Origin of the sequence: Sphingobacterium anhuiense, assembly GCF_042686355.1 — a bacterium.
In the GTDB taxonomy this organism is placed as follows: Bacteria; Bacteroidota; Bacteroidia; order Sphingobacteriales; family Sphingobacteriaceae; genus Sphingobacterium; species Sphingobacterium anhuiense.
On record NZ_JBHUPE010000011.1, the window covers coordinates 183,094 to 204,917 of the forward strand.

The window sequence follows — 21,824 nt, forward strand, 5'->3', positions numbered from 1 at the left end:
AACATCTTTATGACAAGTTTTAATTTATCATTCAGTAAATTTGTAGTTTAATATACATGCATCCATATATCAGATGATAACCAAAGAACAAGTACTAGAAGCATTATCATATGTCGAAGAGCCAGATTTGAAAAAAGATTTGGTTACGCTCAATATGATTCAGAATATTGTGATTGAAGATCAAAAAGTATCTTTCGAAGTTGTTTTAACAACTCCAGCATGCCCACTTAAGGATCATATAGAACATGCTTGTCGCAATGCTATTGCGCATTTTATTGACAAGAATATTGCAGTAGATGTTCACATGACCTCACGTGTATTAGGTAAAGAAGGAAATCAACTTTTAGGAATTAAAAACATCATCCTTGTTTCTTCGGGAAAAGGTGGTGTGGGTAAATCGACTGTTGCTGCAAACCTGGCCTTATCATTACATGCTAAAGGTGCAAAAACAGGACTTTTAGATGCCGATATCTATGGCCCTTCCCTTCCAATTATGTTTGGCTTAGAAGGTGAAAAACCTCAATCTGTACAACATGAAGATGGTACTGTTAAAATACAGCCTATAGAAAAGTTTGGTATCAAATTGTTATCGATCGGATTTTTCACCGATCCAAATCAGCCTATTCCATGGAGAGGTCCAATGGCAACATCGGCTATCAAACAATTATTGAATGACACTGATTGGGGTGATTTAGATTATTTAGTAATCGATATGCCACCAGGAACCGGAGATATCCATATCACTGTTGCCCAAAACTATCCTATTGCAGGTGCAGTCATTGTAACGACACCACAGCATGTAGCACTCGCTGATGCTATTAAAGGTATGGGAATGTTTCTAATGGACTCTATCAATATCCCATTGCTGGGTATCGTGGAGAACATGGCGTACTTCACACCAGCAGAATTACCCGAAAACAAATATTACATATTTGGTAAAGGTGGTGGAACAAGGCTAGCAGAAGAATACAAAATACCTTTCTTAGGGGAGATTCCTTTATTAAAGGGGATTTCTGATGCCGGAGATAACGGTTTTCCAATCGCTATTGATGAAGAAGATCCAACAACCAAAGCATTTATAGCAATCGCTGAAAAAGTAGCACAACAGTTGTCTATTATACAAGCTGTTAGATAGCAACGTATATTGTATAAAAAGAAAAGGCCCTAATAAAGAATTAGGGCCTTTTCTTTTGTGTTGTAAATGACGATAAACTTATTCCATCATTAAATATGGAAGCTACTGCGTCGACATAGTATTATTTTAAGTTAAGAACAACTGGACAGTGATCAGAATGTACAGCCTGATTTAATATTGTAGCCGATTCGATTCGATCTGCTAAAGCAGTTGATACCATATTATAGTCAATACGCCAACCTAAATTTCTAGCACGTGCTCCTGCGCGATAACTCCACCAGCTGTAGTGATGCGGATCTGGATTTAAGTGTCGGAAAGAGTCAATATACCCTGAGTTTATAAAATTTTCCATCCATTCTCTTTCCTCTGGTAAAAAACCTGAAGAGTTAGCATTTGATTTCGGATTGTGAATATCAATCGGGCGGTGACAGATATTATAATCACCACATACAATTAAATTAGGCTTTTCCTGTAGTAACTGATTCGAATAATCCTGAAAATCTGCAAGAAACCGATACTTAAAATCTTGTCGGATATCTCCCGTGGTGCCTGAAGGAAAATACGTACTCATGATGGATAAATCATCAAAATCTGCACGAATAATTCGTCCCTCAAAGTCATAATCCTCATGTCCACATCCATACTCAACATGTTTTGGTGTTATTCTAGTAAATATTGCGGTACCGCTATATCCTTTTTTCTGAGCAGGATACCAATAATGTTCATAACCTAGCTGTTCCAGCAATGCTATTTCAGGAATTTGATCTGGAGTCGCTTTTATCTCCTGCAAACATATAACATCTGCATTTACTTCCTTTACCCAACCTAACCAATCTTTTTTTATGGCCGCTCGTAAACCATTGACGTTATAAGTAACTATTTTCACAGTAATCTTTTTTGAAGCTTAATAATTTTGAGAAGAAAATAGATCTGCAATCTTTGTAAAGAAACCGTTCTGAGGTTTTAAACCCTTTAATTCACGTTCCAAATTAATTGCTTCTCTCTTCGTTAATAATTTAACATACATACGCTCATCTGTTAAAGGACGATCATTTTTATCCGTTTTTACAGCGGCAATCGCGTCGATAACTTCCGTTCCATTGACCAGCTCTCCGAATACCGTATAATTTCCATCCAAATGCGGAGTACCACCCACGGTTGTATAAGTTGTGCGTTGTGCTTCAGTAAATTTTACGCCTTTCATTCGTAAAGTTTCTAAACTATCCAGACCTGCATTCGTAAATTTCTTACCCTGTACGATGTAAAACTGTGACGCAGAGGAAGCTTTTGCCGGATTATCGTCACGTGCGGCACCAAGAGCACCTTTTTTATGAAATAATCCCGATTGTATTTCTGAAGGAATTGTATAACTTGGACCACCATCACCTAACAGTTGTCCTGATTTGGCATTTTTTGAATCAGGATCTCCACCTTGAATCATAAAATTCTGTATAACACGATGAAACAATAAACTGTCGAAATAGTTTTCTTTCACCAATTTTATAAAATTATCCCGATGCTTAGGTGTTTCATTATACAGTTTTAAAACAACTACTCCTTTATCTGTTTGAATACGTACATATTTAAACGCAGGCTTTGCAGCAAATACTACGATCGATAAAGCACAAAAAAATAAACTTAAAACAATTCTCTTCATTACGTTTTATTAAATTACATTTAACTCTTGAAAATAATCAATGATCAGTGATTTTATGATCAACTCTTGTTCAAGCAATGTATAATTAGGAATAGGCTTAATCAATTCCCAATGTGGCCATCCTTGTTCGTCCAACCCCTTAAGCTCATAAAAGCCCATTGCACTAAAAAGGCGGCAATTAGCTATATGCATCAACTCTTCTTTTTCTCTTTTTGAAAAAGTCTGCGGTCCTTTTCCTAATTCCTGGACACCTATCAGAAATAAAAACACTTTTAAATCTGGTAGATCCATATCAAATGACTGTGCAATCTCATGTTGCAAAATCACCCATTTCTTATTTACTTCTGATGCATTCATATAAAGACAATCTTAGATATAAAGACAAACTTAGATAAATTGTAATTTATATACTAATATATAGATGTGAATATGAAACATAGTACATTCAGATTATCAATTTTACCTCAATTGATGTTAACACACGATTAACAAGATGTACCTATCTCCTGAAAATATGAGGTTCTAGACTTTTCATGTTATTACTTCCACGCTTTGATTAATTCTTTACAACGAGCTTCGATCATCTTATAAACAGGTTCAAATAAGCTTTCATCAAAATAGGGATCGGGAACAGTATCATTAACTAAAAATAAAGCAACTTTATCTTTTTCTTCTTTTGTTGATGCCTGTGCAACGACATCCTTATAATTTTGGTGATCCATTACCAAAATATGATCATAGATTTCAAATAAACTAGGATTAAAATGCATTGCCTTTTGTTGTGAAATATCTACTGCATATTTTTTAGCCACAGCGATAGATCTACGGTCTGGGCTTTGACCAATATGCCAGTCTCCTGTTCCAGCAGATTCAATTGTCCAATCTAAACCTTCTTCCTTTGCCATATGGCTCAGAATACCATGTGCCAATGGTGAGCGACAAATATTTCCTAAACAAACCATTAAAATTTTCATGCCTTAAAAATAATGATAATATTGCTATTATAAGTGGTATATATAAACTAAAAAAAGGTGATTTCGATTCCGAAACCACCTTTCCATAACCAACCTAAAATCTAATTAATATTCAATAGGAACATTGATAATAACCGTACTTCCACGTTCAGGAACTCCTTTTAAGCTTACAATATTTCGTTTTGTTTTACCTAATGCAGCTTCAATTTCGTCAACATTATTAACTGGAACCCCATTCACCTCTGTTATCACTAATCCTCTTTCTACTCCAAAGTATTCAAATACACCACCTTTATTTATTTGTGTCACTACAACACCTGAGTTAATTCCTAATTCTTTTTTCTTCTCACTAGAAGCAGGCATGAAGCTAGCACCTAACTTATTATAAATTTCGGTAGCACTTTTACTTGATTTATCACCAGCTGCAGCTTTATTAGTTTCTTCGCCTTTTAAAGTTACCGTCACCTCTTTCTCTTTTCCATCGCGCTTAAACGTTAATTTAACTTTATCTCCAGGACGTAATCTACCGATTGTTTCTTGTAGAACTGGCGAAGAAGTAATCACTTTACCATTAATTTTCGTAATCAAATCTGCTTTCTGAATTCCTGCAGCTTCAGCAGCTCCACCTTTAACGATATCTTGAACATACAGACCATTCACATCTGTAAATCCTTTTTCTTTCGCTAACTCTGGTGTAATTTCAGTAAAGGTAATACCAATGTATCCACGCTTAACATTTCCAAACTCAATAAAATCGTCAACAATTTTTTTAACTAAATTAACTGGTATTGCAAAACCATATCCAGCATAAACTCCTGTTGGTGATGCTATTGCTGAATTAATACCGATTAACTCACCCTGTGCATTAACCAATGCTCCCCCGCTATTACCCCTATTAATAACGGCATCTGTCTGGATAAAAGACTCAATTGAAGAATTCACAGGAGGTTGGTCCTGATTGCCATATCCTCTTGGCTGTTGTTGACTTTCACCTAAGATCCCAATCTGACGACCTTTAGCACTCACTATACCTGCAGTTACTGTAGACTGTAATCCCAGTGGATATCCTACCGCTAAAACCCATTCTCCGATATTGACATTATCCGAGTTCCCTAGCTTCACGACAGGCAAACCTTTACCCGTCACTTTAAGAAGGGCCAAATCCGTATTTGGATCGCGACCTATTACTTTTGCTTCAAAGGAACGTTTATCTGTTAAGACAACCTCAATCTTATCGGCATCCTCCACAACATGATTATTGGTTACAATATAACCATCCTCTGTTATTATTACTCCAGAACCTGACGCTTGGACAGGTTGTGCCTGTCTCTGTTGACGACCACGGCCCTGCGGTGTTCCAAAAAACTCTTCAAACATGTCGAAAGGAGAACCCGATCCACCACCTTGAGGCGCTTGTCTCGTATATGTTGTTTTAATATGAACTACCCCCGGAGACACAATAGCAGCAGCTTGTGTAAAATCAGGATTTCCTGTTGAGGACATCACTCCAGTGGGATTGTTCGCAAAATATACTTTCTGTTTGTCTTCGATAGACATTCCTTCAAACTTTTTATTTTCAAAAAGCTTATAACCCCCAAGGGCTACGGCTCCACCGAAGACTGCTGTTAATAAAGTTAAACTTACTTTGTTCATAAACTATAGCTTCTAAATTTTTTATTAAATATGATATACTTCAAATTGATATTTATCCCGAAAATTTATTCTACATAAATATAACAGATACTTTTCAAATCTAGTACCATTTCAATATTCTCTGCAAATTAGACACGTTAAAAAATGTTAATTAAGGACTATGAACGACTATTTTAACAAAACTTAACTTTCCCTATGTTATCTGTAACAGAAAAGTTAATTTTGCTAGATACAATCACTCTAATGGAAGCAAAAATTAAATTTTCAAAATACCAAGGCGCTGGCAATGACTTTATTCTAATTGACAATAGAAAGCTTCATTTTGACAGTAAGAATGAGGGTTTGATACAAAAGCTTTGTGACCGAAGATTTGGTATCGGTGCAGATGGCCTGATGCTATTGCAAGAAAAAGAAAACTTTGATTTTGAGATGATTTATTACAATTCGGATGGACGAGCAGGAACTATGTGTGGCAATGGAGGACGATGCATTGTTGCGTTTGCTAGAGATCTCAAATTAATATCTGACAAAACTGACTTTTTGGCAGTAGACGGAAGTCATCATGCCAATTTAGAAAATAATTTGATTGACCTGCAGATGATTGATGTACAAGAAATAAGCCGTGATGGAGAGGCATACGTGATCAATACAGGCTCTCCTCACTACATTAAGTTTATGCATAATCTGGTTGATTTAGATGTTTTCAAGGCAGGTTATGAGATTCGAAACAATGAAATCTACAAAACAGAGGGTATCAACGTCAATTTTATTGAAAAAGAAGGCGACTCCGGATATTTCTTACGTACATTTGAACGAGGTGTTGAAGATGAAACATTTGCTTGTGGCACCGGAGCAACTGCAGCAGCGATGACTATAGCTCTCCACGAAAATCTAAATGGACAAATAACAATACCTATCCGTGTATTAGGAGGTCAATTGTATATTTCCTTTCTTAAAGACGGAACTTCCTTTACAGAAGTTTACCTGAAGGGCCCTGCCACATTTGTTTTCGAAGGAATGATATAATTCCCCATCTTTGACTGACCAAAAAATTTATTAAAAAGTCAAATATTACTTGATGAACATAAACAAAATCCACGTTTATGTTCATTGAGCATAAATTTATTAACAAATTTTAGCCACATCATATAGATTAATCTGTATATTAGAAACCTTTTTAGAGGTACGAATATATTAATGCAACAAACAAAGTTATCTTCATCACACCGAATTGTTTATTCAATCTGCGAACATCCTTACTTGGGCTATTTAATAGAACCACATGTGGTTAAGTTAAATCCAAATGGGACATATTCACTTCGATATCAACGCGTATTTAGCAATACAGTCAATGAATATGCGCAAGCGGTCGATGAATTGGATTATAAATTAATCCGATTATTAGATGAAATTGAGCAAACAAGCCTTATTAAAAAGTTCCATAAAAAAGCAATAAGACCCGTAGACTTTTTTTCAAAAGTATTTGATAAAAATCTGTATGAATTATTAAGAACAAAAATTGATCAGGTATTGTTACAATTCTTTGCCCTTGTTGGAGAGAAGCCTATATTCCTCATGAGCAAAGATGGTTATCCTGCAGATCAAAAACTATTGATTGCTCCTCAACCCGCTTCCGTACTTTTCCATTTTAGAAGAAATGAAGAGGAAACCCGTTATTTTCCAACGATAAAATATGAAGACCATCGTATGGAATTTATGTTTAAGAATGCACAAGTTATTGTCAATGAACAAGCTTGGCTACTTTTAAACAATACCCTATTCCACTTCGACCAACAATTAGAGGGGAAAAAACTCAGCCCCTTTTTAAATAAAAGATTCATATCTGTATCCAGAAGTACCGAGAAAAAATATTTTGAAACTTTTGTTTGTAGCTTAATAGAGAAATATAATGTATATGCTGAAGGCTTTGAGATCAAGACCCATCAACATAATGCCAACCCAATATTAAAATTAATCTATCATGAGGAAGGTGATTCGCATGTTGAATTGCAGTTTCAATATGGGCCTTATATCTTTTCGTCTGGAAAAGACAATAAGGTCAATGTTCGTATGGAATATGATGAGGAAAATGATCTGTATACTTTCCATCGTATAAAAAGATCGATTATTTGGGAAGAAAATCAGGCAAAGATCATTACTGAGCTTGGGTTAGAAAAACTATATCCCCACTCTAATGATTTACTGCCAAAAGAAATACTTGGAAAACGGCCTTCTATTTTTGATTGGATAAGTCAAAATGATTTGGTATTGCGGGAAAAAGGGTTTGAAATCATTCAGGATGTAGCTGAAAAGAAATTCTTTATCGGCCAAACTTCCATTGATATATCCATCAATGAGGATAACGACTGGTTTGATATCAAAGCGATCGCAAAATTTGGTCCCTTTGAAATTCCTTTTATTCAATTGCGTCATCATATCCTTCATAACATTAAAGAATTTACTTTACCCAATGGAGAGATCGCGATGATACCCGAAGAGTGGTTTGCACAATACAATCACTTATTTCAATTCTCTAGGGATAAGAATGAATTAAAATTAAATAAAATTCATCTGGGCTTGCTGTATGAAATCAGTGAACATACAGAACTTACCTTTAGTCGAAAATTAAAAAAATTAGCTGATTTCGAAGAAATCGCTGATGCACCATTACCTAAAAATTTTCATGGTCAACTCCGACCTTATCAAAGGGCTGGCTACAATTGGTTCAATTTCTTACAGCAATATAAATTTGGCGGATGCTTGGCAGATGATATGGGTCTTGGTAAGACTATTCAAACATTAGCCCTACTGCAACATCAAAAAGAAATATTAATAGCAGACCATGCTGTCAGAACATCTTTACTAATATTGCCAACCTCATTAATTTACAATTGGCAAAATGAGGCGACTAAATTTGCTCCTGATCTTAAGATCTATCTGCATACGGGAAATAATAGATTAAAAGACCCACAGTTGCTTTCTCCTTATGACCTGGTCATTACTACATATGGTATCACTCGTATTGATGAGGAATTTTTAAGTCAGTTTTACTTCAACTATATCATTCTAGATGAAAGTCAAAACATTAAAAATCCAACATCAAAATCATTTAAAGCGATCAAAAGTCTAAAAAGTCAACATAAATTAGCATTAAGCGGAACACCCGTAGAAAATTCTGTTTCTGATTTATGGACACAGATGCATTTTACAAATCCAGGCCTCTTGGGTAGTTATACTTATTTTCAAAAAGAATTTGTTCAACCAATCGAAAAGAAAAAGGATGAAGAAAAAGCAAAAAGACTTCAAACTATAGTTAAACCGTTCATTTTACGCAGAACTAAAGATCAAGTAGCAACGGAATTACCTCCAAAAACGGAACAGGTCCTTTACTGCGAAATGTCAGAGAAACAGCATGAACTGTATGAAAAGGTTAAATCGGAATATCGTAATGCCATTTTAGACAATCAGCTCGCAGGAAAAGCAAAATCAAATCAGATCGCATTATTACAAGGATTGATTAAATTGAGACAACTTGCCAACCACCCGAAAATGGTTGATCAGGAATACACAGGCAATTCGGGTAAATTCGATACTGTCATTGAAACACTTGAAAAAGTACTTCAAAATGGCAATAAAGTATTGATTTTCTCTCAATTCGTCAAGCAGTTGAATATTTTCAGAAGCTATTTTGACAAAAAAAGTATTAATTATGCCTACTTGGATGGAAGCACAAAAAATAGGGACGAAGCTGTTAGTCAATTTAGAGAAGATAAAGACACCAAGCTGTTTTTAATATCCATCAAAGCCGGCGGTGTAGGCCTAAACCTTATTGAAGCGGACTACGTATTTATTTTAGATCCATGGTGGAATCCTGCTGTGGAGCAACAAGCTGTTGATAGATCTCACCGTATTGGACAAACAAAAAATGTCTTTATATACAAATTCATCTCAAAAGATACTGTCGAAGAGAAAATACTTGCAATGCAAAACAGGAAGCGTTCCATTGCTCAAAGTTTAATTACCACTGAAGAAAGTTTTATCAAATCACTCTCTTCAGAAGATATTCAAGAGCTACTGGGTTAGTTGCTCAAAAAAAGCCCTCCATACAACGCATGGGGGGCTTATCATATATATCAGTGCTCTTATTCAGCTGTAAAAGCTACTAAAGCTTTATTAACACGAGCTATTACTTCTTCTTGTCCTAATAATGAAACGATTTGAAACACATCTGGACCAAATTTACCTCCCACTAACATAATACGGAAAGGCATCATCAATTCACCCATTTTCATGCCTGACTCCTGAATAGCACCTTTAAAGTACGCTTCCAATGCTGAAGCATCCCAAGACTCAAATTTACCAAATTCGCTATTAATTTTCTGAAAGAAATCCGTTTTCTCAGCAGACCATTTTGGTTTAACAGCAGCTAAGTCATAATTTTCTGGTTTTACAAAGAAGAATGATGCTTGTTCCCAAAAATCCGAAACAAAAGTCAAACGCTCTTTCACTGCACTTAAAACTTCAGTAACAAAATGATCGTCTACCTTTTGCACGTTATGCAATGTTAACAGGGCTTTAATCTGTGGCAATAGATCCTCGTTAGACGATTTTTTGATCCACTCATGGTTGAACCATTTCGCCTTTTCAAAATCAAATTTTGCTCCAGCTTTACTAATACGCTCTACCGAGAATTTTGCGATCAATTCATCTAAAGAAAACAATTCTTGTTCTGTGCCATCATTCCATCCCAGTACACCTAACATATTGACAAATGCTTCCGGCAAAAATCCCATTTCACGGAATCCCTGCGTTACAGTTTCTGATTGCGCATCTTTCCAATTCATTGCATACACAGGAAAACCTAATCGGTCACCATCACGCTTACTCAATTTACCATTACCATCGGGCTTCAATATTAATGGTAAATGTGCCCATTTTGGCATTTGATCATTCCATCCTAAATATTCCCATAATAGAACATGTATAGGAGCAGAAGGTAACCATTCTTCCCCTCGGAAAACGTGAGAAATCTCCATTGCTTTGTCATCGACGACAACAGCTAAGTGATAAGTAGGCATTCCATCAGCTTTTAACAAAACCTTATCATCAATAAGATTAGTATCAAAACTTACTTGTCCACGAATCATATCATTGAAAGAAACGGTTTCATCTGTTGGTACTTTGATACGAACCGTATGGGGTGTACCTGCGGCTAATAGTTCTGCTGTTTCTTCTTGTGATAAACTTAATGAATTTCTAAGTTTCAATCTATTTTCATGGCTATAACGGAAATTCGGTTGTTTTTTTCGTTGTTCATCCAATTCAGCCGAAGTATCAAATGCATAATAAGCATATCCCTTTTCTATCAATTGTTCCGCAAATTGGCGATAAGAAGGTTTTCTTTCACTTTGACGATAGGGTCCAAAATCGCCACCTTTAAGAGGACTTTCATCTGGTGTTAAGCCACACCAAGCTAAACATTCATTAATATATTCTTCTGCACCAGCAACAAATCGTGTCTGATCGGTATCTTCAACACGCAAAATAAAATCTCCTTGATGTTTACGTGCGTACAAATAATTAAATAAAGCTGTACGAACTCCTCCAAGGTGCAATCCACCTGTAGGACTTGGTGCAAAACGCACTCTTACTTTTCTTTCAGAACTCATGACACAAAATTACCACAAAATTTTCATTTCAATGAAACTATAGCACTGATAACCACAATAAAATAATAAAACAGGGAGTTTATGAATAGATAAATGTTGCCGATAAAGGTAAATTTCATTTAATTACTTAATTTGCGGCAACAAGATTCCTGATCACTTATATGAATCCGTATCAATACAACCAACAACGTTGGAAATTTTTCTTGCTTATTTTCGCGGCCATCATCGCGGCGGCTTCGCTTTTGTACACAAATTACCTTGTTCGAAATTTATCAAAGGTAGAACGGACAAAAGCAGAGGTATGGGCAATGAGTACAAAAAGTATTATGACTATGCCAGATGTTGACGATGAATTTATAACGTTCGTCTACTCAGTAAGAGATAGTCTAGCAGTTCCTGCAATCATTACCGATGAAAAGGATAATATTGTATTCTGGAGGGATTTAGATTCCACCAAAACCAACATTAAAACAACAGCAAAAGATAGCTCGAACCATCATTTGGATTACGATCCACATTACTTTGAGAAGCAACTCAATTTCATGAAGAAAAGCCATGCTCCTATTATTTTAAATTTAGACAATGGAGCAAAATGGATGGTATATTACAAAGACTCCTGGTTTCTACAACAACTTCGTGTGTTTCCTTATATTCAGTTATCATTAATCGCTATCTTTCTAATTATTGGATATACGGTCTTTAATTCTATTCGAAAATCAGAACAGAATTTAGTCTGGGTAGGTTTGACTAAGGAAGCTGCTCATCAGCTCGGTACACCGATTTCTTCATTAATGGGCTGGGTTGAGCTTATTAAATTAAAGTTCGATGCAGAAGATGACGAAACTTTAAATGAGATGGAAAATGACATTAAACGTTTAGAAATCGTCGCCGATCGCTTTTCCAAAATTGGTTCAACACCTGTTCTTCACAATGCGAATGTTTATGAGGTGATAGCCGCTTACATTCGTTACTTCAAAGTAAGAACAAGTGACAAGATTATCTTCGAGCTCACGGGTGACAAACATGTTGAAGCGAAACTAAACATCCCCTTATTTGATTGGATTATTGAAAATCTTCTGAAAAATGCCGTTAACGCAATTGCATCAGAAGGAAAGATAACTGTTAAAATATCTGAAAATATTGCGAAAGAGGAAATTTTTATAGACATTAGTGATACAGGTAAAGGAATTCCCAGATCAAATTTTGAAACGGTATTTCAACCAGGTTTCACCACGCGCAAACGAGGGTGGGGATTGGGACTGAGTTTAACCAAAAGAATGGTACATTATCATCAAGGCCACATTTTTGTCAAAGACTCGGAAATAGGAAAAGGAACAACATTTAGAATAATATTAAAAAGTAATCTAACATATGAACCCACTGAAATCTGATGAATACCCAGCGGTGTATTCCACGTACATTGAGACCGTTGTCGGCGATGTCATGGAAGTACTGGAAGAGCAAATTTTATCCTTTCCAGCGTTCCTAGATACCATACCTGAAGAAAAAGGAGATTACCGTTATGCAGAAGATAAATGGTCTATTAAAGAGGTAATAGGGCATATTTTGGATAATGAACGTATTATGGCTTACCGTGCCCTGCGCTTCTCTCGAAATGATATGAAAGAACTTTTGGGGTATGATCAAGAATACTTTATCCAAAACTCAAGATATGGAGAACGCACTTTAGCCTCTCTAAGTAAAGAATTTGTACATCTTAGAAAAGCAAATATGTTTCTTTTCGAAAACTTCAATGAGGCAGAATTGGAGAGAAAAGGAATGGCGTCAGAAAGACTCACAAGTGTAAAAGCTTTATTATATGTGATTGCCGGACACTTAAATCATCACCGCATAATTATTCAAGAGCGTTATTTCAACTCAAACAATGTCCATGATTTGGTTTCAGAATTACAGCATTGAGCAGATAAACGGTATCCTTTCTCAATATATGACCGGTCTGCTCGAAATTAAAGCGACCGAAATCGATAGTCATTCCATTACTGCAACGATGCCCGTGAATGACAAAACCAGACAGCCATTTGGAATCCTACATGGCGGAGCATCTGTTGTACTAGCCGAATCAATAGGAAGTATCGCATCCAATCTGATTATTGATCCAGATATTTATAAAGGCGTGGGATTGGAGATTAATGCTAATCATTTAAGACCAGTTGCTACAGGATTAGTAACCGCAGTTTGTACAGCCGTACACATTGGCAAACAAACTCATATTTGGGATGTTCGAATTGCAGATGAATCAGGTAACTTAAACTGTATTTCCAGATTGACAGTCGCTATTATACCAAAATAAAATTATTTTAAAACATTTATTCTTATTACTTGTCTTAAATATAAATGAAGCCAACTGGATTGGTTTACAAATACGGTTTTTACAAGAAAGGAGTATTATACTAGGTATAATGCTCCTTTTTTCTAATGAAAATATTACTAAATAATCTCAAAAACCACTTCTTTTTATTTCCTATATTGAATTTATTTAATTAGTCTTGTAATGGAAAGCATGATTTTTTATTATAAACCAATATCAATCGATTGTGTAAGCACATCTTGAATAGAGACACTATAAAAATCATTATTTTCTAATTTTATAATCTAAAAAACAATTAATTGATACTAAAAAAATGAATTCTCAACCAAATTCAGGAAAAACAGCATTTCGCCCCATGGCTATGTGTTGTGCCTTATTCTTCATTTTAGGATTTGTCACTTGGGCAAATGGAACACTTATCCCATTCTTAAAGATTGCCTGTAATTTAGAAACAGATTTACAAGCCTTTTTTGTAACATTTGCTTCTTACATCGCTTACTTCTTTTTAGCAATCCCAAGTTCTTGGATTTTGAAAAAAATTGGTTTTAAAAATGGATTAGTTCTCAGCTTAATTTTACTTGGAGTTGGTTCTTTAATTTTCATTCCTGCTGCAGATGGTAGAAGCTATATTCTTTTCTTAACAGGAATTTTTGTTCAAGGTTCTGCAATGGCATTACTACAAACTGCTGTTAACCCATATCTAAGTATCATTGGTCCTATTGACAGTGCTGCACAAAGAATATCTATTGCTGGTTTTTTCAATAAATCTGCAGGTATTATTGTTCCATTAATATTTGGTACATTATTCTTAAAAGATTCTTCTGCCATAACAGCCAAATTGGATGCCGCGGTAGATATGGAAGCTAAAAATGCCATTCTAGATTCTTTATTACAACGCGTACATACACCATACATTACGTTAGCTGTTATTTTCGTTTTATTTGCGATCGTTATTAAAATAACACATTTACCTGAGGTGGATGTAAATGCAGAAGAAGAACATACTGATGAGAATGGGGCAGTTATTCTTAAAGAGAAAAAAACAAGTGTATTCCAATTCCCACACCTATTCTTAGGCTCTTTAGCTATCTTTTTCTGTGTTGCTGTAGAAGTAATGGCTGGAGATATTATTGGTGTTTATGCAAGAGAATTAAATATTCATGGTGCATTAGTTACCTATGCGACAACATTCACATTAGGATGTATGCTTTTAGGTTACATTGTTGGTATTATTGCAATACCAAAATTTGTTTCCCAACAATTAGCATTACGAGTTTGTACTATCGTTGGTATTTTATTCACTGTTATTTCTGTATTTACAACTGGAATTACTTCATTCATTTTCGTTGCCCTTTTAGGTATTGCCAATTCTTTAATGTGGCCTGCTATTTTCCCACTAGGTATTAAAGGTCTAGGCCGTTTTACTAAAACAGGATCAGCCATCATGATTATGGGTATTGCCGGAGGAGCTATTTGGCCTCTAATTTATGGTTACTTAAAAGATAATTTACATGTTGACTTTCAACATGCATTTCTTTATGCTATGGTTCCTGCTTATCTGTATATCTTATACTTTGCAACAAAGGGCCACAGAGTCGGACAGAAATAAAAAATACTAATTACAATCAAATAGCGATTATTTTTAAGAAATAATCGCTATTTTCTTATCCACCTAAATATGAAAAAATCGTTTTATTGCTTAATATTTGGTCTATTCGTTTATGCACAACAGGGCTATTCCCAAAGAATAAATGAACTAAAAGATCCCAAAGCTCCTCAAACAACTGAAAAATGGAACAGTCTAAAGGAGAATAATAATTTTTCTTTTAGCACAGCTGATTACAGTTATTCCAAAACAAACCCGCCTATCTTAGAAACACTAAGTAAATCATGGATTACAAAAGCTTGGAGAGGTGAGAAAGTACATACACAATTAGTTTTTTGGAGTAACCAAAATCACGATAAAATTGAGGTGAGTTCTTCACCGTTAAAAAATAGCAAAGGGCAGGAAATCGGGACAAAAGATATTACCACTGGTTATATTTCTTATGTGATGACAGACCTTCCTGGAGATTTAAAAAATGGTTGCGGTATCAGTAAAATACTAGATTCGGCTTTAGTTGCAGACCGTATCACCAATCAATCAAGTTTTGAATATGATAAAAATACCACGAGACCCCTCTGGTTAAGTATTCAAGTTCCTCGTGATGCAGCTCCTGGAATCTATAAAGGATCACTTACACTAAAAGGTACAAATTATAACACCACTATTCCTTATACAGTAGAGGTATTATCACATATACTTCCTGAAGCAAAAGATTGGGCTTATCATTTAGATCTATGGCAAAACCCCTACTCTATTGCTCGGCATCATAACGTCGAGCTATGGTCTCCTGCACACTTCAGTGCCATGAAACCATATTATGAAAGGTTACGCGATGCTGGTCAGAAAAATATCACTGCAAGTATCATCAACGATCCTTGGAATGGTCAAACGTATGATAAATACCAAGCTATGATCAAATGGACTAAAAAGAAGGACGGTTCTTGGTCATATGATTACAGTATTTTTGATAAATGGGTAAGTTTCATGCGTGAACTTGGAATTTCAGAATATATCAATTGTTATAGCATGATTCCATGGAATATGAATTTCCAATATTTTGATGAAAACACCGGAAAATATGAAATATTAAAAATAAAAACTGATGATCCAAAATATAGAGCGCATTGGTTACCACTTTTAAAAGATTTTGCAAAGCACCTTAAACAAAAAGGATACTTCGAATGGACAACCATTGCCATGGATGAAAGACCCCAGGAAGATATGAAACGTGCTATTGCTATTATCAAAGAAGCTGATCCCCAGTTCAAATCATCTCTTGCCGGTGGATATCATCCACAAATTTCGAATGAATTTGCAGATTATAGTATTACTCTAGGAGAAGATATGGCTCCAGATGTATTAAAAGCCCGTCAGGACAAAGGTTACAAAACCACTGTTTACACATGCTGTTCAGAAATATTCCCGAACACCTTTACGAATTCTGGATATCAAGAAGCAACGTGGTTAGCGTGGCACAGTGTTCAAAGAGGTTTTGATGGTTATTTAAGATGGGCATTTGACTGCTGGAATTCAAATCCTAATCAAGATACACGTTATGGAACGTGGTTAGGTGGCGATACCTATTTTGTTTATCCTGATAATATGACTTCTATTCGTTTCGAAAAATTAATTGAAGGTATTCAGGATGCTGAGAAAATAAGAATCTTAAAAAAAGAGTTAAAAGCATCTCAATTACAGAAATTAAATGATGCCATTGCTGGATTCACAAATAAAAACATCAATCAAAAAGCAATACCAAACCAAGTGAAAGAAGCACAAAAAATATTAAACAGTTTATAAAAAAAAAAATATTTGAGCCGATAAAGATGATTTACCGGCTCTTATTATTAATAATCAAAATTCTTTATTCTGATTATTTACGAGTAAATTAGGAAAAATTAAACGTTTCCAAAATGAAAAAATCTATTTTAACACTGTGCGCCGCGACGGTACTCACATTTAGTATCTCTACAACTTCTTTTGCTCAAGTAAAATTGCCGCAAGCAAGTAGTACGACTTCGATTACTCAAGGTTTAGGGATTAAAAACATAGCGCTTACATACCAAAGACCGAACATAAACGGTCGTGTTATCTTTGGTAATTTGGTTCCTTACAATGAAGTTTGGAGAACAGGTGCTAATAACCTTCCTATTATTAAATTTGAAGAAGAAGTTACAATAGAAGGAAATAAGGTTCCTGCAGGAACATATGGTATTTTAACTATCCCAACTAAAGGTGACTGGACAATCATATTAACAAAAAACAGTAATCAGTGGGGAGCCTATACCTACGATAAGAAAGATGATTTAGTTCGTTTTAATGTAAAATCTACAAAACTTTCTAATAAGGTGGAAACTTTTACCATGCAATTTGAAAATGTAACAACTAATTCGGCTACACTATCATTAGCTTGGGAAAACACATATACGAAATTTACAATTAAAACCGATCAAACCAAGGAGATTTTAGCGAATATTGATCAAGCAATGAAAGGTGATAAAAAACCTTATCTACAAGCTGCACAATTTTACCTAAGTAATAATTTAGATCTTAATAAAGCATTAGCATGGGCAAATGAAGCTGAAAAAGAAAATCCCGATGCACCATATGTTCGTTATTGGAAAGCTAAAATTCAATTAAAATCTGGCGATAAAAAAGGTGCAATTGCAACAGCTCAAAAAGGAGTAGAAATTGCACAAAAAGGGAATAATGCTGAGTACGTTAAATTAAATAACCAGGTGATCCAAGAAGCTGGTAAATAATAATATTATGCTATAAAAAACGCCACTTTTTTCGAAGTGGCGTTTTTTATAATTCTTCTTTTAGCAATTCTGCGAGTTCCTCATGTGTAATATTCATATTGACATTGCCATCTTTTGCAAAAGATATTTCACCCGTTTCCTCTGATACAATAACAGCGACAGCATCAGATACCTCTGTCACCCCAATCGCGGCACGATGTCGTAAGCCAAATTGCAAAGGCAGATCTTCGCTATCTGATAAAGGTAAAATACAAGAAGCTGACATAATTTTAAAATCAACAACAACTACAGCTCCATCATGTAGGGGGCTATTTTTATTGAAAATACTTTCAATGAGGCGCTTTGAAATATGTGCATCAATATACTCGCCGCTGCTTTGATAATATTCTTCATCAAAATATTTAGAAAAAACCAATAGCGCACCCGTACGGGATTTTGACATGCTGCGACATGCTTCTATAATGGGTCTCATGTGTTCAGAATTATCTTTTGCAACGGTTCGTTTACTAACTAGGAAAGACCATAAGATCTTCTTTCGCTTCATCGAAATGTTTTTCCCTATATGTAATAGGAAACGCCGGATCTCCTGTTGAAATACAACAATCAAGGCAATAGAACCAACAGAGATAAAGCCCCCAAATATTTCCGTCAGCAAGCGCATATGCATCTGCTTAACAATTATATATATTCCGTAGAATAATGCGACACCAATTAATATATTAACAGCAATGGTCCCGCGTATCAAACTATACACATAGTAAATAATAATCGCTACTAAAATAATATCGATAACATCGAGCAACCGGAAACCTCTAAAAAGGCTGTAATCAAATCCTTCCATATAGATGCAAGTTAAAAAAAATCAATTTAAGAATCTGTTCTTTATCAAGCAAATTGTTGCTAATATGAGTAAGCAAGCAAATTGTTTTGTATTTTTACTTAAAAGATTGAAATCAACATGACTGCATTATCTGTAAACATCAATAAAATTGCTACCCTACGTAATTCTCGTGGCGGAAATAATCCAAATGTATTAGCAGCTGCTCTAGCCTGTGAACGTTTTGGTGCAAATGGAATTACTGTACATCCAAGACCTGACGAACGCCACATCCGTTATGCAGATGTTTTTGACTTAAAAGCCAATATTCAAACAGAATTAAATATTGAAGGTAATTGTCAGGAACAAAAATTTATAGATCTTGTTTTGGCGAACAAACCTGCTCAGGTAACATTAGTTCCTGATGCGGAGGGACAGATTACTTCGAATCATGGTTGGGATACTATTAAAAATAAGGCATATCTGACTGATATGTGCAAACTATTTAAAGATCAAGGTATTCGAGTTTCTATTTTTGTGGATCCAGATGAAGATATGGTTGAGGCAGCAGCAGAAACAGGTACTGACCGAATTGAGCTTTATACAGAGTCATATGCACAGGCATTCTTAGATGAAAGAGACGAAGCAATCAAACCTTATTTTCATGCCGCATTAAAAGCGAGAGAGGTAGGATTAGGCATTAATGCTGGTCATGATTTAGATTTAAATAACCTAACTTACTTTAACGAACATATTCCGGGATTGTTAGAAGTAAGCATAGGACATGCTCTAATTGCTGATGCCCTGTACTTAGGCTTAGAAGAAACGATAAAAAGATACTTAAACGCACTTAAATAAAACAAAAGAGGCTTTACAAATGTAAAGCCTCTTTTGTTGTTATGTTTATTCTATTCCTTTGAATATTCTATTCCATCTTATTTTCGATAGTCCCGATCCCAATTCATCAAGACTTAACCAGGTAAATAATGCTTTACCCACTATATGATCTTCCGGCACGAAACCCCATCCTCTAGAATCTAATGAATTGTGTCTATTATCACCCATCATCCAGTAATAATTCATTTTGAAAGTATAAGAATTAGCTTTTACACCATTAATATAAATACCATCAGACTTATTTTCTAATTTATTACCTTCATAAACAGTGATTGCACGTTCATATAGTGGCATTGTTGCACTATCCAATTGAACTGTCCAGCCTTTACTCGGAACTTTAATAGGACCAAAATTGTCAAAATTCCAGTTAAGAGACGCAACATGAGGAAAAGTTCCATCTTCATTTTCTCCAGCTTTACGAATATTGGGAACAACTTCCTTTACATTTATCCAACCTTTGACCATTGCGGCCTCATCTGCTGTCATAAAAACTTGATAAATGTTAGGTTGTCCGGTATCAGACATCTCTAATCGTTTTTCTTTCATCACACGCAGATCCAAACCAGATTGATCCGTTACTACAATATAATCTAATTGTCCTTCTGGCGGATTAAAACCAGGCTTACCATTCACAAAAAATATTGCATTTGCCATTGAAACTTCATCTCCAGGCATCCCTACACAACGCTTGATGTAATTTTCACGTTTATCAACGGGTCTGTTGTAAGGAGCATCGGCTTCCATAGGATAATTGAATACTACGACATCATTTCTTTTGATATCCTGAAAACCAGGTAAACGTTTATAAGGAAGTTCGATCAGTTCGGAATAAGCTTTTCCGCCTGTTAGCGGCATCGTATGATGCGCAAAAGGAAATGCTAGAGGTGTCATTGGAATACGAGGCCCATAATTCAACTTACTCACGAACAAGAAATCACCGACTAACAATGTTCGCTCCATGGATCCAGTTGGAATCATATACGCTTCAATCAAAAAACCACGAATTAAGGATGCTGCAACTGTTGCAAAAACAATCGCATCTGCCCATTCGCGGGCCATTGATTTTTTATAAAAATATTTCTTTTTAAATTCCTCTGAATTTGGGTTTCCTAAATACTTTACTAGAGGATCGTTTCCCCAAAGAGGCAATACAATAAAAGGAGCTAAAACTGCTGCCGTATTTTCCCAAAACCTTCTTTTCCCAAATGCCTTTATAAGGTCCAAATACAATCCATAGAAAATAAAAATATTTACGATTGGGACTAGTAAAAGAACAACAATCCATTTTGCACGACCTGTCAATTGAGCCATCACATATTCCCGATAAAAAGGAACTAATGCTTCCCACCCCGGTCTTCCTGCCTTAACAAATAATTTCCAAAGCCCGTAATGAGCAACTACTGTTAAGACCGCAAAAATAATATACCACATAAGCTTCTTAAAATTTTATTGTTTAATAATCTAATATTTCAATTAGTATAATAGACTATGGATTCGTTACAGAATCCTTATTTTTTAACGCAAAATCGGCAACTTAGTTACCGATTAAAATCAAACATTTCTGTCACCTGATAGAATCCTTGCTTTCCAAATAACCATTCAGCAGCAATTACTGAACCTAAAGCAAAACCATCACGACTGTGTGCTGTATGCTTAAATTCAATTTGATCCACTTCAGAACTATATACAACAGTATGAGTTCCTGGAACTTCTTCAATACGATGACTCTCTATTAGCAATTGATCTGCTTTCGGAATAACCTCCTCTTCTCCATCGCCAACGACAGAATTAACCCAAGAAGTTTTAGTGTCGCTATTGTTCAGGATACCCTCTGCTATTGTAATAGCAGTGCCACTTGGTGCGTCCAATTTGTGGATATGATGAATTTCCTCAACCTGTACATCGTAAGCTTTATAGGGCTGAATTGCTTTCGCCAACATCTTATTGATATGAAAAAAGATATTTACACCAATCGAAAAATTAGAACCATATAAGATAGAGCCATCCAAAGAAAGACATTTCTCCTTGATCGTATCAAGATGTTCGTACCAGCCTGTTGTACCCATTACAATCGGAAGATTTGCTTCTAAGCAAAGTTCCATATTAGCTATCGCTGCCTGTGGAACACCAAAGTCAATTGCAACATCTGCACCAACCAGTTCATCCACTGTAATGAGATTACGATTTATGCTATTGACGATCAAATGAATTTCATGCCCCCTCTTTTGAGCAAATTTTTCTATGATTTGGCCCATTTTTCCGTAGCCGAATAATACTATTTTCATATCTATTTCAGATCATATTTAAATAAAGAAGACCAAATAA

The 21,824-nt window shown here is 35.4% G+C and carries 19 protein-coding genes; 10 read left to right on the forward strand and 9 right to left on the reverse strand.

All coding sequences use genetic code 11. The features are described 5' to 3' along the window. The first annotated feature begins 73 nt into the window (after positions 1–73). Positions 74–1,135 carry an Mrp/NBP35 family ATP-binding protein gene (locus ACFS6I_RS20760; protein WP_021189414.1) on the forward strand — a complete coding sequence of 354 codons (1,062 nt, stop codon included), beginning with the start codon at positions 74–76 and terminating at the stop codon, positions 1,133–1,135. Between the two features lie 121 nt (positions 1,136–1,256). Here the strand turns inward: ACFS6I_RS20760 and ACFS6I_RS20765 are convergent, their stop codons facing one another. The 5 genes from ACFS6I_RS20765 to ACFS6I_RS20785 all read right to left on the reverse strand — a co-directional run bounded on the left by ACFS6I_RS20765 (position 1,257) and on the right by ACFS6I_RS20785 (position 5,419). After that, the gene (locus ACFS6I_RS20765; protein WP_380923466.1) at positions 1,257–2,021 is read right to left on the reverse strand and encodes an exodeoxyribonuclease III; all 765 of its coding nucleotides are present in this window, start codon (positions 2,019–2,021) and stop codon (positions 1,257–1,259) included. An 18-nt stretch (positions 2,022–2,039) separates the two neighbouring features. Further along, positions 2,040–2,792: a peptidylprolyl isomerase gene (locus tag ACFS6I_RS20770; protein ID WP_132769337.1), complete on the reverse strand. Its 753-nt coding sequence runs from the start codon at positions 2,790–2,792 to the stop codon at positions 2,040–2,042. A 9-nt stretch (positions 2,793–2,801) separates the two neighbouring features. Beyond that, positions 2,802–3,149 (reverse strand): hypothetical protein, encoded by a 348-nt coding sequence (locus ACFS6I_RS20775; RefSeq protein WP_021188004.1) that lies wholly within the window; start codon positions 3,147–3,149, stop codon positions 2,802–2,804. 182 nt (positions 3,150–3,331) lie between these two features. Then, positions 3,332–3,766 carry a low molecular weight protein-tyrosine-phosphatase gene (locus ACFS6I_RS20780; RefSeq protein WP_380923468.1) on the reverse strand — a complete coding sequence of 145 codons (435 nt, stop codon included), beginning with the start codon at positions 3,764–3,766 and terminating at the stop codon, positions 3,332–3,334. A gap of 105 nt (positions 3,767–3,871) precedes the next feature. Further along, entirely contained in the window at positions 3,872–5,419 is a 1,548-nt protein-coding gene (locus ACFS6I_RS20785; RefSeq protein ID WP_380923470.1) for a Do family serine endopeptidase, read from the reverse strand. A 243-nt stretch (positions 5,420–5,662) separates the two neighbouring features. On the opposite strand from ACFS6I_RS20785, the gene dapF reads away from it, so the two are divergent. Continuing rightward, the gene (dapF, locus tag ACFS6I_RS20790) at positions 5,663–6,445 is read left to right on the forward strand and encodes a diaminopimelate epimerase (protein WP_380923472.1); all 783 of its coding nucleotides are present in this window, start codon (positions 5,663–5,665) and stop codon (positions 6,443–6,445) included. Positions 6,446–6,616: 171 nt separating this feature from the next. Next, the gene (locus ACFS6I_RS20795) at positions 6,617–9,502 is read left to right on the forward strand and encodes a DEAD/DEAH box helicase (RefSeq protein WP_380923474.1); all 2,886 of its coding nucleotides are present in this window, start codon (positions 6,617–6,619) and stop codon (positions 9,500–9,502) included. A gap of 59 nt (positions 9,503–9,561) precedes the next feature. Here ACFS6I_RS20795 and gltX read toward each other — a convergent pair whose 3' ends face one another. Beyond that, complete coding sequence (gene gltX, locus ACFS6I_RS20800; RefSeq protein WP_380923476.1) at positions 9,562–11,088, reverse strand: glutamate--tRNA ligase; 1,527 nt, start codon at positions 11,086–11,088, stop codon at positions 9,562–9,564. 161 nt (positions 11,089–11,249) lie between these two features. On the opposite strand from gltX, the gene ACFS6I_RS20805 reads away from it, so the two are divergent. From ACFS6I_RS20805 to ACFS6I_RS20830, 6 genes are all read left to right on the forward strand, one after another. Beyond that, positions 11,250–12,479 carry a sensor histidine kinase gene (locus tag ACFS6I_RS20805; RefSeq protein WP_380923478.1) on the forward strand — a complete coding sequence of 410 codons (1,230 nt, stop codon included), beginning with the start codon at positions 11,250–11,252 and terminating at the stop codon, positions 12,477–12,479. Continuing rightward, positions 12,460–13,008, forward strand: coding sequence for a DinB family protein (locus ACFS6I_RS20810; RefSeq protein ID WP_380923480.1), 549 nt, complete (start codon positions 12,460–12,462; stop codon positions 13,006–13,008). Before ACFS6I_RS20805 ends, ACFS6I_RS20810 begins: the two co-directional genes overlap by 20 nt. Beyond that, positions 12,980–13,399, forward strand: coding sequence for a hotdog fold thioesterase (locus ACFS6I_RS20815; protein WP_380923482.1), 420 nt, complete (start codon positions 12,980–12,982; stop codon positions 13,397–13,399). The genes ACFS6I_RS20810 and ACFS6I_RS20815 overlap by 29 nt, the downstream gene beginning before the upstream one ends. 331 nt (positions 13,400–13,730) lie before the next feature. Next, a complete protein-coding gene (locus tag ACFS6I_RS20820; RefSeq protein WP_021188012.1) occupies positions 13,731–15,026 on the forward strand; it encodes a sugar MFS transporter in 1,296 nt (431 codons plus the stop codon). A 69-nt stretch (positions 15,027–15,095) separates the two neighbouring features. Further along, a complete protein-coding gene (locus ACFS6I_RS20825) occupies positions 15,096–16,823 on the forward strand; it encodes a DUF4091 domain-containing protein (RefSeq protein ID WP_380923484.1) in 1,728 nt (575 codons plus the stop codon). A 113-nt stretch (positions 16,824–16,936) separates the two neighbouring features. Then, complete coding sequence (locus ACFS6I_RS20830; protein ID WP_132769355.1) at positions 16,937–17,785, forward strand: DUF2911 domain-containing protein; 849 nt, start codon at positions 16,937–16,939, stop codon at positions 17,783–17,785. A 46-nt stretch (positions 17,786–17,831) separates the two neighbouring features. On the opposite strand, the gene cdaA is transcribed toward ACFS6I_RS20830, so the two are convergent. Then, positions 17,832–18,626: a diadenylate cyclase CdaA gene (gene cdaA, locus ACFS6I_RS20835; RefSeq protein ID WP_021188015.1), complete on the reverse strand. Its 795-nt coding sequence runs from the start codon at positions 18,624–18,626 to the stop codon at positions 17,832–17,834. A gap of 117 nt (positions 18,627–18,743) precedes the next feature. On the opposite strand from cdaA, the gene ACFS6I_RS20840 reads away from it, so the two are divergent. Next, complete coding sequence (locus ACFS6I_RS20840) at positions 18,744–19,460, forward strand: pyridoxine 5'-phosphate synthase (protein ID WP_021188016.1); 717 nt, start codon at positions 18,744–18,746, stop codon at positions 19,458–19,460. A gap of 45 nt (positions 19,461–19,505) precedes the next feature. On the opposite strand, the gene lepB is transcribed toward ACFS6I_RS20840, so the two are convergent. Both lepB and dapB read right to left on the reverse strand, forming a co-directional pair. Further along, complete coding sequence (gene lepB / locus ACFS6I_RS20845) at positions 19,506–20,930, reverse strand: signal peptidase I (protein ID WP_380923487.1); 1,425 nt, start codon at positions 20,928–20,930, stop codon at positions 19,506–19,508. 107 nt (positions 20,931–21,037) lie between these two features. Further along, a complete protein-coding gene (dapB, locus tag ACFS6I_RS20850) occupies positions 21,038–21,784 on the reverse strand; it encodes a 4-hydroxy-tetrahydrodipicolinate reductase (RefSeq protein ID WP_380923489.1) in 747 nt (248 codons plus the stop codon). Positions 21,785–21,824 lie beyond the last annotated feature (40 nt).

Coding starts and splice junctions, on each gene's coding strand:
- ACFS6I_RS20760 (WP_021189414.1), top strand. CDS start 74: ATGATAACCAAAGAACAAGTACTAGAAGCATTATCATATGTCGAAGAG.
- ACFS6I_RS20770 (WP_132769337.1), bottom strand. CDS start 2,792: ATGAAGAGAATTGTTTTAAGTTTATTTTTTTGTGCTTTATCGATCGTA.
- ACFS6I_RS20775 (WP_021188004.1), bottom strand. CDS start 3,149: ATGAATGCATCAGAAGTAAATAAGAAATGGGTGATTTTGCAACATGAG.
- ACFS6I_RS20780 (WP_380923468.1), bottom strand. CDS start 3,766: ATGAAAATTTTAATGGTTTGTTTAGGAAATATTTGTCGCTCACCATTG.
- ACFS6I_RS20785 (WP_380923470.1), bottom strand. CDS start 5,419: ATGAACAAAGTAAGTTTAACTTTATTAACAGCAGTCTTCGGTGGAGCC.
- dapF (WP_380923472.1), top strand. CDS start 5,663: ATGGAAGCAAAAATTAAATTTTCAAAATACCAAGGCGCTGGCAATGAC.
- ACFS6I_RS20795 (WP_380923474.1), top strand. CDS start 6,617: ATGCAACAAACAAAGTTATCTTCATCACACCGAATTGTTTATTCAATC.
- gltX (WP_380923476.1), bottom strand. CDS start 11,088: ATGAGTTCTGAAAGAAAAGTAAGAGTGCGTTTTGCACCAAGTCCTACA.
- ACFS6I_RS20805 (WP_380923478.1), top strand. CDS start 11,250: ATGAATCCGTATCAATACAACCAACAACGTTGGAAATTTTTCTTGCTT.
- ACFS6I_RS20810 (WP_380923480.1), top strand. CDS start 12,460: ATGAACCCACTGAAATCTGATGAATACCCAGCGGTGTATTCCACGTAC.
- ACFS6I_RS20815 (WP_380923482.1), top strand. CDS start 12,980: ATGATTTGGTTTCAGAATTACAGCATTGAGCAGATAAACGGTATCCTT.
- ACFS6I_RS20820 (WP_021188012.1), top strand. CDS start 13,731: ATGAATTCTCAACCAAATTCAGGAAAAACAGCATTTCGCCCCATGGCT.
- ACFS6I_RS20825 (WP_380923484.1), top strand. CDS start 15,096: ATGAAAAAATCGTTTTATTGCTTAATATTTGGTCTATTCGTTTATGCA.
- ACFS6I_RS20830 (WP_132769355.1), top strand. CDS start 16,937: ATGAAAAAATCTATTTTAACACTGTGCGCCGCGACGGTACTCACATTT.
- cdaA (WP_021188015.1), bottom strand. CDS start 18,626: ATGGAAGGATTTGATTACAGCCTTTTTAGAGGTTTCCGGTTGCTCGAT.
- ACFS6I_RS20840 (WP_021188016.1), top strand. CDS start 18,744: ATGACTGCATTATCTGTAAACATCAATAAAATTGCTACCCTACGTAAT.
- lepB (WP_380923487.1), bottom strand. CDS start 20,930: ATGTGGTATATTATTTTTGCGGTCTTAACAGTAGTTGCTCATTACGGG.
- dapB (WP_380923489.1), bottom strand. CDS start 21,784: ATGAAAATAGTATTATTCGGCTACGGAAAAATGGGCCAAATCATAGAA.